The following is a 14772-nucleotide window of genomic DNA, read 5'->3' on the forward strand; positions in this document are numbered from 1 at the left end:
CCTTTACAAAGTTTTTCACAGCAGCTGAGCATTAATAGAGGCAAAGCATGAACAGCTAATATCTAATCCATAACACCTGGAAAGGTGGTTCTTCATAGTGGGAATGGTTTCAACTTAGATTACAGGTATTTCTAAGTTCAGGAAAATATCTGATGGAGAAATCAGGACAAAAGGGAACATCTGGTTATTATATGTATACCTGAAACCGTAAGAAAACCCTCAGGTGAAACGGTCACGTTTTCCGGCATCTAATAAATTCATCGCGTTTAAAACACATTCATTTGAATGGACATTTTTAAAAGTGTACCTCAAAGAATTTGTATGCTTGCAATCTTTGTATCCTAATCTTTTTGATATGGCTACTGAAATAATTACAAGCGAAGATTTGCAGCAGTTCCGGATCCAATTACTGGAAGATTTCAAACTGCTTTTGAAAGATTACAAAGAAAGTCCCAGGAAGAAGTGGCTCAAATCCTTCGAGGTGATGACCATGTTGAATATTACAAAGAATACCTTGAAAACCTACCGGACGACGGGAATCCTATACGGCAAAAAAATCGGCGGAATTTATTATTATGCATATCAAGAAATACAAGATTTACTCCAAAAAAGTTGACTCTACGAGATTCTATTATTCATCATCTAGTGAAAACCAAGTTTCTTACATGTTTTAGAGAACCTTTTTCTATTTGCTCGGTATGTGCTTCAGAAAAATAGAGCTAATAGCACAAACATGGCAAATTATTTAGAAAAAAGCAGGACTGTATGCTGAAGACCTCTAACTTAGCCCGATCAAATTGAATGACGTAGCAGCCTTTCAAACTCATCTAGGTCACTATTTAGCTGCAGAACATCTACCTTACCAAGATACTCTAAGGCAAAGAGATGGCAATTCTTGAATTTCTTGCCCCCTTCACAAAAGCAATGACTGTTTCTTGGAGGCGATTTTTTTTCAAGAACATATTCTAGCAATTTAATGGATGTTTGCAGATTCTTTGAGTTTAATGTTTCTTTATAGAATTGCTGTATCCCTTGGAAGCCATGTAGATATTCTTGGTCAGCGAAACGGCCGTTTTGATCAAAATATAGTTGGTTGGCAAAGTACGGGTAAATATATTGTTCTGTAAAATCCGCAATTGTGAGCCTGTTTGCTGCATGATGAAGTAAGACATGGTTTACTGCCACACAGCAATATCCATTATTCGAGATATGCCGGTCAGCAATACGTTCAATTCTTAATCCTATTTCATTAATAAGGGGAACTCCAAATGGATAATTTACCGGAGCTAAAATTTTAATGTTGAAAGTATCCCAGTACACACCTTTTACATCACAAATATCAATTTCACCTTGAAAGCAAGGAGGTGCGCCCTCCCTGCTAATTAACAAAAGCTTAGGAAAGAGCTCCCTCATCCTTCCAATATCGTTCTCTATTGTTTTTTTTAAAGTCATACTACTTTAGGTAGGGCTTACTTAATGCAGCGATCGGTGCAAGATTTGCAGACTGTTTAAGGTTTGCGGAGTCTCTCCTCTTAAGATTTATCGTTCCTTGGAGTGGGTTAGTTATAATATATTCTAATTGTTTAAGGTGTCCCATCCAGTCGTAATCGTACTGGGTGTAATAAAAGCCTTCTTCCGGTATCGTGAAAATGTACCTGTCTTTCTCCTGACCAGTCCGTTGACATACCGGTCGATAAAGATTTGAAGGAACTAGCTTTTTAACATTATCACCTACAACAATACCATTGCTTTCGGCATGGGTTTGCATCTTGGCCGCCAAACTTGTATGTAAACTACAGGTAGTTATTTCGCTAATTTCAGAAATGCCAGCCATAGCCCAAACTACGTCATGGTTTTCGCCATGATCGACGCCAATTCGGGTAAATATTGCCTCTATACCTTGTTCGGAAAAGATATTCCTGAGATCGTTTTTAACAAAATAAGAAAACATGCTTGCTGCAGTTAAACAACGCTTCGCAGCTTCGGATGGCTCTTGGTTTTTACCCCCGAAATACACGAACATTCCGTCGCCATGAAGCCTCTGAATGTATCCTCCAAAAATCACGCAAGTGTGGATTGCAGCTCGCTGAATGGTATTGGTAATAATAAGTACTGTTTCGGGTTCATATCTTTTGAAAAGGTTGGTGGACCGCTTTATGTCAATAAACATGGAGTGCACATAATGCTTTTCAATGTTTCCCGTATTTTTTAGATGAGCAAAGTCGGGATGCAAACCTAACTTTTGATTAAAATTGGGTTGCAGTCCTAACTCATCTACTATGTCCTGTAGGCTTCTGAGGGGGCCTGCCTGCCTCGTTTCATTCAGTAGCCTTGTTCGCAATTCGGCCTTCTGAAAGTCGTTGGAATAAGCTGACGGACCGGAGAAATTTAAATTACTTTTACTCCTTTTGCTGTCATTGGTAATAGCAGAGCGAATGTTGTCAGTGTAACTTTTGTAGATATCCATATTATTGTTTTTTTAGATTTAAATAGAGGAGCATGAGAAGCGGAACTGCAACAATAAATTGTGCTATAATAAGCCAGCTAACAACCCGGAGCTTGCTAAATTTGTTCTTAAGTCCGTTAGCCAAAGCAAGTACCTGTGCTCGCAAGTCTTCGATTTCTTCCCCGGAATTCATCTTGGCTGACCGTGCAAAAAACTGGCTTTTACTAAGCTTTGCAATACTACCGAAGTAGTGTAACGAATCATTTTTAGTTCCCAGATATGGCATAGTAGCAAGAAGGTTCAGCAGAACTGATCCTAAACCGAGAAAAATCTCGACTCCTAGCAAAAAATGTATTGTGGCCGAGCAATTCACCTTTTGCTCAAGATACGGGCACAGGGTAATAAGACCTCCAGTTACAAAAACACTTAATGCTAGCTGAACATTACTTTTATTATTAACAGTATCGTAATAATGGTCGAATCTTTCTATACAGAATCGAAGCCTTTCTTTTTCCATTTTTTCAGTTTTCTTTGTGTAAGCATTAGTGCTCATATAAGATATAGCTGGGAAGATGGACTGATTTACCACAGAAGAAAACTTTTTTTAAATGGTAAAAGTTTGCTTGAGCACAGCTATAACTTATAAGGATTACCTAATATGGATGAAAGTGTACTACAGCTTCTCGACGAACATGACTGGACAAAAACTATCTATGCGCTGTCAGCTTATGTCATAAGCCTCTGTCGATGGAAAAAGATTGCGCTTCCTTCAGGGGTTGAAGAATCAGATATAGCTATGCAAGCTATTGAAAAAGTTTACACGGGCGAGCGAAACTGGAATCCTGGGCAGGAGCCCGATTTACTTCGCTATCTGAAAGGTGTTGCACGAAGCTTGGTAAGCAATGAACTACGATTAGCAGGAGCAACAGTCCTTCCATTAGATGACGAAAGTGTCGTAGAGCCGAACGTTAGCTTTGATTTGGACCAGGAATTGTATTTCCGGCAAGTGAATAAGGAAATCGCTGTCCAAATGATAGGTGATCCTGTCTGTGCAATTATTTACAAGGGTTTTAAAGACGGGATGACACTACAAGAAATATCACAGGAATATATGATTGATATTGGTGACATCAGAAACGGCCGGCGACGACTGCACAGGATTGCAGTAAAAGTGATTGATCAACTATCAAAAGGCACATAAAATGGACAACAACGAAAACTATAATAACAAGATTGAAAATCTTATAAATGCCTTTTCAGAACTTACCGACGAGGATATCGAGGAAGCAAAAGCCGTTATTCGTGCAGCAGGAAAAAATCCTGAGGAGATTCTTGAGAGAGGATTAAAACGACTGCAAAATGTAAAGGAAAAAATTCGCAGGGCAAAAAATAGTTCTTTGAAAGGTAGACAATTGAACTATTCATACCCTGTTTTCATCTATGATGAAGTCGAGAATTTAATTAGACTTACAGACCACCCAGACCTTCACAGATTATTGACGTTAAGGGAAATATACGAAATTTTGATGGCAGGAGAAGGCCTTAAAAACTCTCCTCTTGAAAATTCAAAAATCGCCCCTGAGGTTAAAAACTGGAGGTTTCAGAGGTTGTCAAAGGAGATCGTTTTCGAAATCAATATTTTGCCGGAATTCGCAGAAGTTAAAGCGTTATTGAAAGTGGCAGAAAAATTTGAACTAACGCTTGATGCTGTGGAAACAGCAATTCAGACAGGATACTATAACGCGGAAGGCCGTTGCTATCCAATTGATTCTGAATCATTAGATTTTGCTCGCGAATTTCTGGGATGGCTAGATGACGATAAACATTTGTCAGTGTACAAAGCTCTGAATCTATATAGTTCAAAAAACGATTGGAGGCTATTGAAGTTTACCCAGGAACAGTTTGATTTGCAAGTCATCCTTAACTCGGGGGCATTTCAAACGACAACTACTTTATTTACACAAGAACTTTATGATTATCAGGAAGATGGTCTTCGGTGGTTGCTACATCGTGTAATAAACCGGCTTGGTGGAATCTTGGCGGATGACATGGGACTTGGAAAAACGGCTCAAATCATTGCGCTTATTGCGAATGTGCTGGAACGTAAACTACTGGAACGTATACTGATCGTTGTACCGAGCACATTGCTGGAGAACTGGCGACGGGAGTTTTTGTTCTTTGCCCCGCAAATTGTACCCTACATTCATCACGGATTTGGGAGAAGCGGGTCACCTGCACTCCTACAAAAGCATCAGGTTATTATAACGTCCTACTCAATGATAATTAATGATGAATTCCTTTTTAATAAGATTCAATGGGGGCTTACGATTCTGGATGAAGCAAGCCTGATAAAAAACCCAGAATCCGAGCGTCGAATTGCATTAAAAGGGCTAGACTCAATTGTAAAAATTGCGATGACCGGCACTCCGGTGGAAAATTCCCTCATCGATCTTTGGTCCATAGCAGACTATGTCTATCCTGGTTATCTTGGAACTAAAGCCGAATTTACCACTAAATATATCAGCAGAGATATCGTACAAACTCTTGACAGCGGTAACCTTATCGATTTAAGGAATTACATATCCTTTATAATGTTGAGGCGAAAAAAGAGGATGTACTTGACAGCTTGCCGGAGAAAATAGATATCCATCAGGCCCTGACAATGCACGAAGCAGAAGCGATTCTTTATGAGGCAAAGAGGAATGAAATATTGAACGATTCATATAATAACGGCGGTGCTCAAATACTAAAATTGATAACGGAGCTCAGGATGTATACAACACATCCTATGCTGCGTACGCCAGAAGATCTAGCTTCTGCAACACTAGCTGAACTGCGAGACCAAAGTTTCAAATTTACCCGAATGATGGAACTTCTCAGGGAGATTTCATTAAGAAAGGAAAAGGTATTAATCTTTACGGAATACCTCGACATGATTGATACTTTACAGCGAGTATTGTCCAAATTATATAACCTGGATGTGTTCACCATAGATGGACGGGTAGATACGATCGAACGTCAGCGTAACATCGATCGCTTTTCGACTAAGGACGGATTTGATATACTTGTATTAAATCCCAAAACAGCCGGAATGGGCCTGAATATAACAGCAGCGAATCATGTGATACATTATACAAGGCAGTGGAATCCGGCGCTAGAACAGCAGGCTTCGGCGAGGGCATACCGTAACGGACAGAAGAAGAGTGTAAACATTTATTACCTTTACTATGCAGATACAATTGAAGAGGTAATTGATGAGCGGCTTCGGTCAAAAACATCTCTTTCTGACGAGGTTATCACAGTTACAGAAGCAGAAAATATGGAGGAATACCTATATGCCTTATCAAAATCACCAATAAAATAATTTCAAGATATGAGTTTAGAAAATAATGAGGACATTCTTCAGCCTTCGGCGGCACGCCTCGTAGAGTCCTTACGCGATACTGGTTATACTTTCACAACTTCGGTTGCTGATATAGTTGATAACTCAGTTTCGGCAAATGCAACAAAGATAAATATCAGTCTGGAAGTTGATTTCAGAATGAATCCTGTTCTTATGATCGCTGACAATGGTGATGGAATGGATAATGATGGATTAATAAAGGCAATGACGTATGGGTCCCCAAAGCGACCAGATCCAAAATCACTTGGAAAATTTGGCATGGGGTTAAAAACTGCTTCTACATCTTTCTGTAGAAAGCTTACTGTTATATCCAGGAAAGATGGAATTCTAAATATTCGGCAATGGGATTTGGATGTTATTGTAGATGAGAACAAATGGCGTCTTATTACCCCTGATCCGAGCGAATATTCAGAGGCAATAGAATACTTGGATACCACCTCAGAAAGTGGAAGCGGAACTGTGGTAGTTTGGGAAAACATCGACCGCTTGGTGCGAACTAATGCAGAAGGAACCCTCAGAACACAGATTGATCACATTGTGGAAGATTTGAGGGACCATTTATCGGGTGTCTTTTTTAACTTTCTTACTAGAAATAACTCCTATCCCAACATCGAAATTAATATCAACAATAGCATTATAGAGCCTTGGGATCCCTTTTGTCGCTGGATGAATGAAAGTGGTGACACACGGGTTGAAGCGCATCTTAACAATCCTTTCAGCTATACCGTAAAAGTTAATGGCGAGGAAAAAGTTATAGGAACTTTCCGTGTGAATGTATATATACTGCCCAACAAGATCTCTGCAACGGCAGAAGAACTTGACAAAATGCGATATGGGCTTAATAATCAAGGTTTTCATGTTTTTCGGGAAGGCCGGATGATATTTTCAGGTGGCTGGCCTAATAGGCTTTTTGTAAAAGAGCCTCACCTTAACTTAATAAGGGTAGAATTTGCGTTCGATCATGACTTAGATGATATGTTCCAAATTGATATTAAAAAATCACGCATTGACTTCCCTAAAGAACTTAGAGATAAGCTTAAGAAAATTATTGCTCCAGCCCGAAACGAAGCAGATCGCCGTTATCGTTCGGGAAACAAAAAGTCCAAACCAACTGAAGGTAGTCAAGCTATCCATAACAACTCCAGCAATGCTATAACGAAGCATTTGGATCAAAATACAGCAGGATCAGCAGTAAGCTCAACTGATAAAGAGAAAGGGGAAGCTGAAATTAGAAATAAGTATGGCACCTCGAGGGTGAAGCTAAAATTTGATGATAGCACAGACATGGTTGTGCAGACAGCAGAATCGTTGCAGGACGGCGTCCTTTGGATGCCAGGTTTAATTGATAACAATAAACATGCGGTCTTCTTGAACGAATCACACGAATTCTATAAGCGATTTTACCTGGCGAAGCAGCAGAACTCTGCACTTACCCTAGCAATGGATTCAATCTTATGGAGCTTGGCGGAAGCAGAACTATGCGTATACAGTGATAGCGTAAAAAAGAATTTGGAAGACCTTCGTATCAGTGTTTCCCGTTCGCTAAGAACTTTATCAGAAGAACTTCCTGAGATTGATGAATCAGAAAATGAAGAGGAATAATGACTGAACTAGAAGCTGTGATCAAAGCTCAATTTCCAGTAGATTTTGAAGTCAGACAACGTGCTGGCTCTTTGATCATAAGGGATACTACAATAGAGCGAGGCCGCGGCTATTCTATTAAAGTTAATCAGGAAATTCGTCATTTGGAGGGGATAGTTGAATTTGAAGATTTTGCTGGAAGGCTGATAAATTATGCTGAGGGACAACTTGAGAGGGAAAAATCGATTATAAGCGACCTTACAAAAAAGCATCCTCAGTTTAGCGGGAAAATGATTAGGCAGAGCATTGAAGAATTGGCTGCTCCTGAGACAAAAAGAGAAGATGTTTGGTGGCTACGTTTTGACTATCGGTTATCGGAAAATTTGCAAACAGATTACTGGTTGTTCATTGATATTCTCCAGAGCCTTATATATTTGCTACTGCCTTATGAATCAGAGGGAGAATTTGAAGGACAATCAGTTGAAGAGCTTAGTAAATCATATGAACGGAGTAAAGTTAACAGAGCTCTTTGTCTCGCATTTCATGGATATGATTGCAAAGCGTGTGGTGCAAACATGAGAGAGCTGTATAAGGGGTTGAAAAGTGACTTTGTTCACGTACACCATCTTAATCCGATTTCTGCTAGCGGCCTGGTTAGGCCAGACCCTATCAACGATTTAGTGCCACTTTGTCCAAATTGTCACGGGGTGGCTCATTTGCGCAATCCTCCATTTTCTGTAGAGGAGATTAGAAATATGATAGAACAAACATGACCGAATATACACTCGATAAGTACGATTTTAAAAGGTATCTGCTGAATCAGTTACCGGACGCCCGACAAGAGGACTTGATCTTCTGGAAAAAAACTATTCCGATACCGATAGATCTGATTTATGCGATTTTTGAGAGTCGAGGTTCTTTACTGAGTAAGTATATACATCACGTGGGGGCAGCGTATCTCTTCTCATGGATTGCGAGAGAAGAGGGGCGTGACTGGGTTGAAGAGCTATCCTCTCAACCTACAGCTCAAAATGACAAATTCCAGCTAGTGGAAATTTTTAAAAAATTTGGTGACAAATCAGGGATTGCAAATCTAATGTCAGAGCTGGCAGAGATGTTTATGCTTGAGAATTTTCGAGCTGATGAATTCTCGCTTGCAGAGGCACTCTGTCACAAGGGGCGAAAATACGAGCGCCTCTATATACCTCCACAGGTAAGACAAAAGGTTCAAGCAGTTTTTCCTGAACTTCTGCAACATATAGCAATAAGTAATGGAGATATGTTTTCTAATGTTGTCGCTGATGAGCTGAAAGTTTACAGGATGGGTTTCGCTGATGCATTTACTGGTATTTTCAACAAGCTGATCGAGTATATCTTAGCAAATACTAATAGTAAAAAGGGGTATAGCAATGTATCTAGCCTAAGTATTGTTCAAGAAGAAGGCCCTCATTATGAAAAGGCAGAGGTTTCTTATGGAGTAATAACTGATGGTAGTATATGGGAACCTGTTTATTCTAACGCAAGAACGACCTTTGTTTTAAATAAAATGCACCCATATGCTGACGAAATTAGAAAGGCTGGCCCGATTGCAGAAACACTTCTTGCAAAGCTTATAAGTGTGTTAGCTGAAAAGGAAAATGAGATTATCCGTCTTAATGATAAAAGAATAATTGAAGTTTTCCGCCAAGATGTTTCCAGAGAAATGCGTTTAAGGGCTGAAAATGATCGTTAAGCTGCCTTATCAGTCTTTTCAAGGCCTCCCATTCTTCGTAGAGTTTGGATCAGCTCCTCTCCAACAGCCTGTATTAATGGCATAACAACAGAGTTTCCAAACTGGCGATATGCTTGATTATCAGAAACTGGTATGAGGAGTGATGGCTGTTCCTTATCGGTATTAATTGGATAAATTGGATATCCTTGCAATGCCGCGGCTTCCTTAGGTGTAAGTCTTCTTGGATTTTTACCCTCCTGAGGAATCAAAATCTCCGCTCCGTCTTTGTAGTAACGTGCGCTGATTGTCCTTGAGACCCCATCTAAATTTGCTAATCCATATCCGAATCCGTTCCCTTTAGCAGCATGTTTTTTAGCGTAATCCTGGAGATAGTTCCAAAGCTTATCACTCAGAGTATATTTCGGTTCCACTTCATTCTCAAGAATGCTTTGTAAGTTCTGCTTTTTTTCAGGCAGCGAAATATTGCTAAAGTCGAAGTGCGAAGTGGTTGCAAATTGTTTCCTATCAAAACCCACCATAAGAATTCGTTCTCTATGCTGAGGGACAAAATACTTACCATCGATAACTTTGAAGTCAAAAGAGTAATCAAGTTCCTCGAATGTCTCCCTGATTACTGCAAACGTCTTCTTTTTATCGTGTGATACAAGGTTTTTGACATTTTCAAGGAAAAATGCCTTTGGACGGTGCTTATCTATAATATCGGCGATATGAAAAAAGAGATTACCCTGCTTCTCGTCCGCAAACCCATGATTCTTACCTAAGCTAATCTTTTTGGAGACACCAGCGATTGAAAAAGGTTGGCAGGGAAATCCGCCGCACAAAATATCAAACTTGTTGGGTATAGAATTTTTCACTATATCTTTCGTGATATCCCCAAAAGGATAATCTCCATAGTTTGCAAAGTAGGTTTGCTTTGAATATCTGTCCCATTCGGAAGTAAAAAGACAACGCCCACCGAGGTTTTGGAGTGCCATTCGAAAGCCCCCAATTCCAGCAAAGAGGTCAATGAATGTAAAATTTTCTTTGCCTTTATCTACCGGAGGAAAGGGAATTGTAGCTCCTTCAAACATTCTTTTATAAACCAACTCGCAAATTTCAGCTACACTGTTGGCATTGAAATCCTCTGCGTACCTTGCAGCGATTTCTTTAGCTTCAACATAATGGAGGTCCCCGGTGGAATGGTAATGCGTAAGTAACGCAAGATCCAGCTCTTCAGGAAATTTAAGTGTTTTTCTTTTGATTCTGGTTTTTGAAATTACAGTCACTTTTACGCCCGCCTTTAAAATAAGAGGCAAACTAACGAAAAAATATCAAAAATCTGTTCTTATTTCTTCCAACAATTTCTCTGCCCGTTCGGAAAACACTTGAGCATTTTTTAATTCACACTCCCAGACATTGATAATTCTCCACCCCTTTAGCGTTAAAGCTGTTAATGCTTTCTGGTCATTTTCCTTGTTACGATTAATTTTTTCTAACCACCACTCTGTTCTTGTTTTTGGGATTACGAAGTATTTGCAATTCTCATGTCCGTGCCAAAAGCAGCCGTTAATAAAAATTACTGTTTTATATTTAGACAATACGATATCAGGCTTCCCTGGAAGGTTTTTAACGTTTATTCTGAATCTAAACCCTTTCCCATGCAAATACTTTCGAATTAAAACTTCGGGTTTCGTATTCTTACTTCGAATTCGGGACATATTGTAGCTCCGAATTTCCTTTGTGTGCACATCAGACATTCAATAACCGATCAGGAATTGAGAATCAAAGAGCTTAAGAATTGAGTTTCGCGAATGTTTATATCCATCACGAATTCGTAAATATCCACACCCAAACGCTCGCAGACGTAAAAAGAATCAGCCATTAATTTATTCCTTGTATCAGCTTCATCATCTGAGTATGTTCTTTCTCCTGTCTGAATGTTTATAAAGGAGTAAAAATCCGTGTCTGGATGAGCGGCAACACTTTCTTTGATCAATTCCTTTACAAAATATTCAATATCAGCTAGGGTTCGAACTGTGCTTTTCATGGGATAGAAATTTAAAATTGTCTATCGAATTTACGCTTATTTTTTCGATCTTTATATATGAGCTTCTGGCAGAATTCACAGTATTCGTATCAACAGTTGATTGAAATTTCATTCGAAAAAGTTGTTTTATTGATTAATTCCCTTTCAAGGGAAGACATGATTGAGTGGCTCAGTTGGAACGATCCTAACGGGATCTATTCAGATGAAAGGTCTTTAAAGGAGTTGGGAAACGTTATGTCGAGGGAGGAAGCGGCAGAGATTATGTTGAGACAGATCGAAGAGAATAAAGTTGCTTAAGTTTAGGTCGCAATAAAAAAAGGGCTTAAACCAGCCCTTCATCTGCAAATGAGTAAAACCCTTCCGCCGTCACTATCAGATGATCTAAAACCGCAATATCTAATAATTCTCCTCCATTTTTAATTTTCCTGGTTAGGTTTATATCAGCCTGGCTAGGTTTCAAATTTCCTGAGGGATGATTATGAGCGAGGATGATGGAACTGGCACATCCTTTTAAAGCAGTTCCAAAAATTAGTTTAGGATCAGCTATGGTTCCAGCCATTCCTCCAGTTGAAACTTCAAATATTCCTAAAACCTTGTTTCCGCGATTTAAAAGGATGACTTTGAACTGTTCCTGTAATTCCATCTTATTCATATCCCAATTCTGGTACAAGATTTCATAGATGTCTTTTGAGCAGCATATTCTTGGTCTTTCTGAAGCTTTGAACTTTGGTCTGTAAATAACTTCAATTTCTGATACCTGGAACAATGAAATTTGGTTTTGTAGCTTTTCCATAATTAGCTGATTTAAAAGTTAATGAATTAATTATGGTGCTACCGCAGGGTAAGGGCGATCAAGGGCAAAAGGAAAAGGAATAAATGGCCATGAGCGAATGTCCAGAGCGTTTATGCCGGAAGCTTTTGCCCGCTTCAGCAGCCCTTAGCCTAACTTTGTGCCGATGATTAATGAATAATGTCACGCTCTTACGTTTTCAACAGGTCTTCTCATGCCTACATTTTCGACCTACCTTCGCAGCAATATGGGAATGCCACTTAGAATTACTTTTCGCGGTAGAGACTACAATTTTCAGGTAGTTAATAAAGAGCCAATTACTAAGAGCACACTAGAAATACCGATTATTTTAAATGGAGAGACCTTGAGTCTGGTAAAGGGTTCAAAAGGGTGGACTATGAAAGAGGAAGTTTCAGGAATAGACTCTGAACTGATTCAAGCAATTGGCCGGGCAATAGAACTTCGTTTCAGACTCTAAAAAATTTGCATTTGACGGAAAACCTTTCCAAGATCCGGAAAGCTAAAGTGATTAAGCCTACGAAAACGAGCAGCCCTTGCGGAAATGGAACATCACCAGATCTTAAATATTGATAAAGGCGGTGACTTGCGATTATCCATAGTATACAAATTAGCGAAGGCCTTAAAAGTATCCCCAAAGATTTCTTTGAGGAATAAACGCAGTCTGAATTAAGAGCCACGCATTTTTCGTAATAAAATAAACTGTAAAAAATGCGTGGCCGCCGGCTAATTTGAATTAGTAGCAAAGCTTACCTGCGCGGATTTCCTCGTATATATTCTTCAGCCTGTTTTTCAATTTCATCCCGACCTAAGATTTTATTCCGCATAACCCATTTGGCCAGTTCCGATTTATCGAAATATAATCTTTTCCCTCTCTTATAATGAGGGATCTCACGGTTACAAGTCATTTTATATAAGGCAGATTTAGAAAGACCAAGAAATCGGGAAGCTTCGTTGATATCTGTTACATCAGGACTTGGAGAAGCTAAGCCATTCTTAAGATGTAGCTGTCCGATCATCTTCTCTAATGAATTGAGTTTTTCAAGGATTAATTCAAACGGGTTTTCCATGATAAAGCGATTTTCTTGAGGGAAGTCGAATAAGTTTGTTCTGTTTGAAAATCTTTTATTCTATTTCGGCGTGGATCTCATTTGGCTTTTGGTAGAGGCCAGAAAAATGAGCGAGGGGCTGGCAAGGCAAGGTTTTGAGGCGAAAAAATACTACCCGAAGCGACGCGTAGGTGTGGAGATTTTTTTGTCCAAACCTGAAGGGCATGGCCTTGCCTGCCGAAAGGGGTTTAACTTTGCCTTAGCAAAAGCCAAAACGACACCTTCTAAGTCTGGCGTTTAGGCGTTTTGATAAATCAACCTATTTACTAAGCACTTTGTCAATTTCTAAGGTTATGTCATAGAACACCTTTTCTTGTTCATGTATGGACAAGGAGTTAAGTGGCTTTTCTGGTTTGTTTACTGCTTGGTAATGACCAATGGCACTTTTTGTGAATCTACAAAGCCCTACTATTACCGGAAGTATTTTAACACCCCTTTCTTCAGCACTCTTAAGTAGTACTGGAACCTCTTTTTCCCTTATAAATCTTGAGGCTAAAAAAGCATTTGAAACAAGTAAAATGGCGATATCTGCTCTTTCCAAAGCCTTCTCGATCTCATCCTTCCACATATCTCCTGCATCAATTTTTGTATCATCCCATGTATCCAGTTCAACTCCCTCATATTCCATGGTCTGGAGGGTAACCTTAAGCATCTTTAGCCAGGCTTCATCGGCATGGCAATAGCTGATAAATAAAGATCTTCTTTTAGGTAAAATTCCGTTATTTAATTCATCGTGCATAACAGTTTCAAACTTGATTTTGCTTTTTCCCTTTAAAGTCAAAAGATTTAGTTGATTTAAACAATTTCCTTTGGCTTTTTGAAGTGTTGCATACCCGTCGTCAATAGTAATTCCTGGAGAATTTATTTTTCCGAAGCAGTAGAGTGATTTAAGGTTGGGCAGCTTTTCTCTGAACTCAGAAGCGGGAAAATTACGGAAATAGTTGTTATTCAACCATAAGGTATTCAAATTGGAAAGATCGAGTATCACTTCGGGGAAGTCTCGAAGTTGATTGTTGGCCAAATTCAAAACTTGCAGGGAAAACAAGCGTGAAAGTTCAGAAGGCAGCTCTGAAATCAGATTTCCTGAAAGACTTAATTTTTTAAGCTTTCCCAGTCCAGAAATCTGCTTTGGCAAATTTTTGATACAATTATTATTAAGGATTAATACTTCCAGGTCTCGAAATTCGAAATTCTTAGAATATAAGCCGGCTATCTGGTTGTTTGAAATATCCAGATTTTTCAATCTTCTCAGCTGGCTTAGCTCCTTTGGAATAACCTTTATCTTGTTATTACTTAGATTTAATTTTTTAAGATTTTTACACCGGAAAACTTCCTCGGGAATTTCCTTTAGGTTTTTATTCGACAGATCAATTTTTGAAGATAGAGGATGAATAAGCATTTGTGAAGATTGACCGTCTAATATAATAGATTTTAATATCTTTATCGTCCTTGTGGAGGGCAAGGCAGAAAGTAAGTTCTTGTCTGTACGTAAATTTCCTGTACAGTTCAATTATTTCACTGGTATAAATTTGGCAAGGCTAGCCTCGGATACACAAACCCGAGGGTAAAATGTGAGAGATCTCACGCGGGCTACAAGGTAGTAGCTCACCCTCACAAGGGATGGTTAGACGGAGCTATACTTAGTCAGCTACGGCATCCTCACTATT

Annotated in this window: 16 protein-coding genes; 7 read left to right on the forward strand and 9 right to left on the reverse strand. The window is 39.2% G+C overall.

What is annotated here, in order from left to right:
• Nucleotides 1-792 precede the first annotated feature (792 nt).
• From ACES2C_RS14500 to ACES2C_RS14510, 3 genes are read right to left on the reverse strand one after another with little or no spacing between them, the layout of a single operon-like run.
• Complete coding sequence (locus ACES2C_RS14500; RefSeq protein WP_374163801.1) at nucleotides 793-1452, reverse strand: hypothetical protein; 660 nt, start codon at nucleotides 1450-1452, stop codon at nucleotides 793-795.
• 1 nt (nucleotide 1453) lies between these two features.
• On the reverse strand, nucleotides 1454-2467 hold the full coding sequence (locus ACES2C_RS14505) for an adenylate/guanylate cyclase domain-containing protein (RefSeq protein ID WP_374163802.1): 1014 nt from the start codon (nucleotides 2465-2467) through the stop codon (nucleotides 1454-1456).
• Between the two features lies 1 nt (nucleotide 2468).
• Entirely contained in the window at nucleotides 2469-2963 is a 495-nt protein-coding gene (locus ACES2C_RS14510) for a Pycsar system effector family protein (RefSeq protein WP_374163803.1), read from the reverse strand.
• Nucleotides 2964-3104: 141 nt separating this feature from the next.
• Here ACES2C_RS14510 and ACES2C_RS14515 point away from each other — a divergent pair, with 141 nt between their 5' ends.
• The 6 genes from ACES2C_RS14515 to ACES2C_RS14540 are packed head-to-tail and all read left to right on the forward strand — an operon-like array spanning nucleotide 3105 to nucleotide 9162.
• The gene (locus ACES2C_RS14515) at nucleotides 3105-3647 is read left to right on the forward strand and encodes a hypothetical protein (protein WP_374163804.1); all 543 of its coding nucleotides are present in this window, start codon (nucleotides 3105-3107) and stop codon (nucleotides 3645-3647) included.
• Between the two features lies 1 nt (nucleotide 3648).
• A complete protein-coding gene (locus ACES2C_RS14520) occupies nucleotides 3649-5088 on the forward strand; it encodes a DEAD/DEAH box helicase (protein WP_374163805.1) in 1440 nt (479 codons plus the stop codon).
• Between the two features lie 20 nt (nucleotides 5089-5108).
• The gene (locus tag ACES2C_RS14525) at nucleotides 5109-5810 is read left to right on the forward strand and encodes a DEAD/DEAH box helicase (protein ID WP_374163806.1); all 702 of its coding nucleotides are present in this window, start codon (nucleotides 5109-5111) and stop codon (nucleotides 5808-5810) included.
• A 9-nt stretch (nucleotides 5811-5819) separates the two neighbouring features.
• Nucleotides 5820-7451 carry an ATP-binding protein gene (locus ACES2C_RS14530; RefSeq protein ID WP_374163807.1) on the forward strand — a complete coding sequence of 544 codons (1632 nt, stop codon included), beginning with the start codon at nucleotides 5820-5822 and terminating at the stop codon, nucleotides 7449-7451.
• Entirely contained in the window at nucleotides 7451-8203 is a 753-nt protein-coding gene (locus ACES2C_RS14535) for an HNH endonuclease (protein WP_374163808.1), read from the forward strand. The genes ACES2C_RS14530 and ACES2C_RS14535 overlap by 1 nt, the downstream gene beginning before the upstream one ends.
• The gene (locus tag ACES2C_RS14540; RefSeq protein WP_374163809.1) at nucleotides 8200-9162 is read left to right on the forward strand and encodes a hypothetical protein; all 963 of its coding nucleotides are present in this window, start codon (nucleotides 8200-8202) and stop codon (nucleotides 9160-9162) included. Before ACES2C_RS14535 ends, ACES2C_RS14540 begins: the two co-directional genes overlap by 4 nt.
• Here the strand turns inward: ACES2C_RS14540 and dcm are convergent.
• From dcm to ACES2C_RS14555, 3 genes are read right to left on the reverse strand one after another with little or no spacing between them, the layout of a single operon-like run.
• On the reverse strand, nucleotides 9159-10457 hold the full coding sequence (gene dcm / locus ACES2C_RS14545; RefSeq protein WP_374163810.1) for a DNA (cytosine-5-)-methyltransferase: 1299 nt from the start codon (nucleotides 10455-10457) through the stop codon (nucleotides 9159-9161). The genes ACES2C_RS14540 and dcm overlap by 4 nt on opposite strands.
• 15 nt (nucleotides 10458-10472) lie before the next feature.
• The gene (locus ACES2C_RS14550; protein ID WP_374163811.1) at nucleotides 10473-10898 is read right to left on the reverse strand and encodes a very short patch repair endonuclease; all 426 of its coding nucleotides are present in this window, start codon (nucleotides 10896-10898) and stop codon (nucleotides 10473-10475) included.
• Between the two features lie 11 nt (nucleotides 10899-10909).
• On the reverse strand, nucleotides 10910-11188 hold the full coding sequence (locus ACES2C_RS14555; RefSeq protein ID WP_374163812.1) for a hypothetical protein: 279 nt from the start codon (nucleotides 11186-11188) through the stop codon (nucleotides 10910-10912).
• A gap of 96 nt (nucleotides 11189-11284) precedes the next feature.
• On the opposite strand from ACES2C_RS14555, the gene ACES2C_RS14560 reads away from it, so the two are divergent.
• On the forward strand, nucleotides 11285-11485 hold the full coding sequence (locus tag ACES2C_RS14560; RefSeq protein ID WP_374163813.1) for a hypothetical protein: 201 nt from the start codon (nucleotides 11285-11287) through the stop codon (nucleotides 11483-11485).
• A gap of 25 nt (nucleotides 11486-11510) precedes the next feature.
• Here ACES2C_RS14560 and ACES2C_RS14565 read toward each other — a convergent pair whose 3' ends face one another.
• The 3 genes from ACES2C_RS14565 to ACES2C_RS14575 all read right to left on the reverse strand — a co-directional run bounded on the left by ACES2C_RS14565 (nucleotide 11511) and on the right by ACES2C_RS14575 (nucleotide 14504).
• On the reverse strand, nucleotides 11511-11981 hold the full coding sequence (locus ACES2C_RS14565; protein WP_374163814.1) for a RadC family protein: 471 nt from the start codon (nucleotides 11979-11981) through the stop codon (nucleotides 11511-11513).
• 764 nt (nucleotides 11982-12745) lie between these two features.
• Complete coding sequence (locus ACES2C_RS14570) at nucleotides 12746-13066, reverse strand: helix-turn-helix domain-containing protein (RefSeq protein WP_374163815.1); 321 nt, start codon at nucleotides 13064-13066, stop codon at nucleotides 12746-12748.
• A gap of 298 nt (nucleotides 13067-13364) precedes the next feature.
• A complete protein-coding gene (locus ACES2C_RS14575) occupies nucleotides 13365-14504 on the reverse strand; it encodes a leucine-rich repeat domain-containing protein (RefSeq protein ID WP_374163816.1) in 1140 nt (379 codons plus the stop codon).
• Nucleotides 14505-14772 lie beyond the last annotated feature (268 nt).

Source organism: Arcticibacter sp. MXS-1 (genome assembly GCF_041902385.1).
Lineage (GTDB): Bacteria > Bacteroidota > Bacteroidia > Sphingobacteriales > Sphingobacteriaceae > Arcticibacter.

Coding starts and splice junctions, on each gene's coding strand:
- ACES2C_RS14500 (WP_374163801.1), bottom strand. CDS start 1,452: ATGACTTTAAAAAAAACAATAGAGAACGATATTGGAAGGATGAGGGAG.
- ACES2C_RS14505 (WP_374163802.1), bottom strand. CDS start 2,467: ATGGATATCTACAAAAGTTACACTGACAACATTCGCTCTGCTATTACC.
- ACES2C_RS14510 (WP_374163803.1), bottom strand. CDS start 2,963: ATGGAAAAAGAAAGGCTTCGATTCTGTATAGAAAGATTCGACCATTAT.
- ACES2C_RS14515 (WP_374163804.1), top strand. CDS start 3,105: ATGGATGAAAGTGTACTACAGCTTCTCGACGAACATGACTGGACAAAA.
- ACES2C_RS14520 (WP_374163805.1), top strand. CDS start 3,649: ATGGACAACAACGAAAACTATAATAACAAGATTGAAAATCTTATAAAT.
- ACES2C_RS14525 (WP_374163806.1), top strand. CDS start 5,109: ATGCACGAAGCAGAAGCGATTCTTTATGAGGCAAAGAGGAATGAAATA.
- ACES2C_RS14530 (WP_374163807.1), top strand. CDS start 5,820: ATGAGTTTAGAAAATAATGAGGACATTCTTCAGCCTTCGGCGGCACGC.
- ACES2C_RS14535 (WP_374163808.1), top strand. CDS start 7,451: ATGACTGAACTAGAAGCTGTGATCAAAGCTCAATTTCCAGTAGATTTT.
- ACES2C_RS14540 (WP_374163809.1), top strand. CDS start 8,200: ATGACCGAATATACACTCGATAAGTACGATTTTAAAAGGTATCTGCTG.
- ACES2C_RS14550 (WP_374163811.1), bottom strand. CDS start 10,898: ATGTCTGATGTGCACACAAAGGAAATTCGGAGCTACAATATGTCCCGA.
- ACES2C_RS14555 (WP_374163812.1), bottom strand. CDS start 11,188: ATGAAAAGCACAGTTCGAACCCTAGCTGATATTGAATATTTTGTAAAG.
- ACES2C_RS14565 (WP_374163814.1), bottom strand. CDS start 11,981: ATGGAAAAGCTACAAAACCAAATTTCATTGTTCCAGGTATCAGAAATT.
- ACES2C_RS14570 (WP_374163815.1), bottom strand. CDS start 13,066: ATGGAAAACCCGTTTGAATTAATCCTTGAAAAACTCAATTCATTAGAG.
- ACES2C_RS14575 (WP_374163816.1), bottom strand. CDS start 14,504: ATGCTTATTCATCCTCTATCTTCAAAAATTGATCTGTCGAATAAAAAC.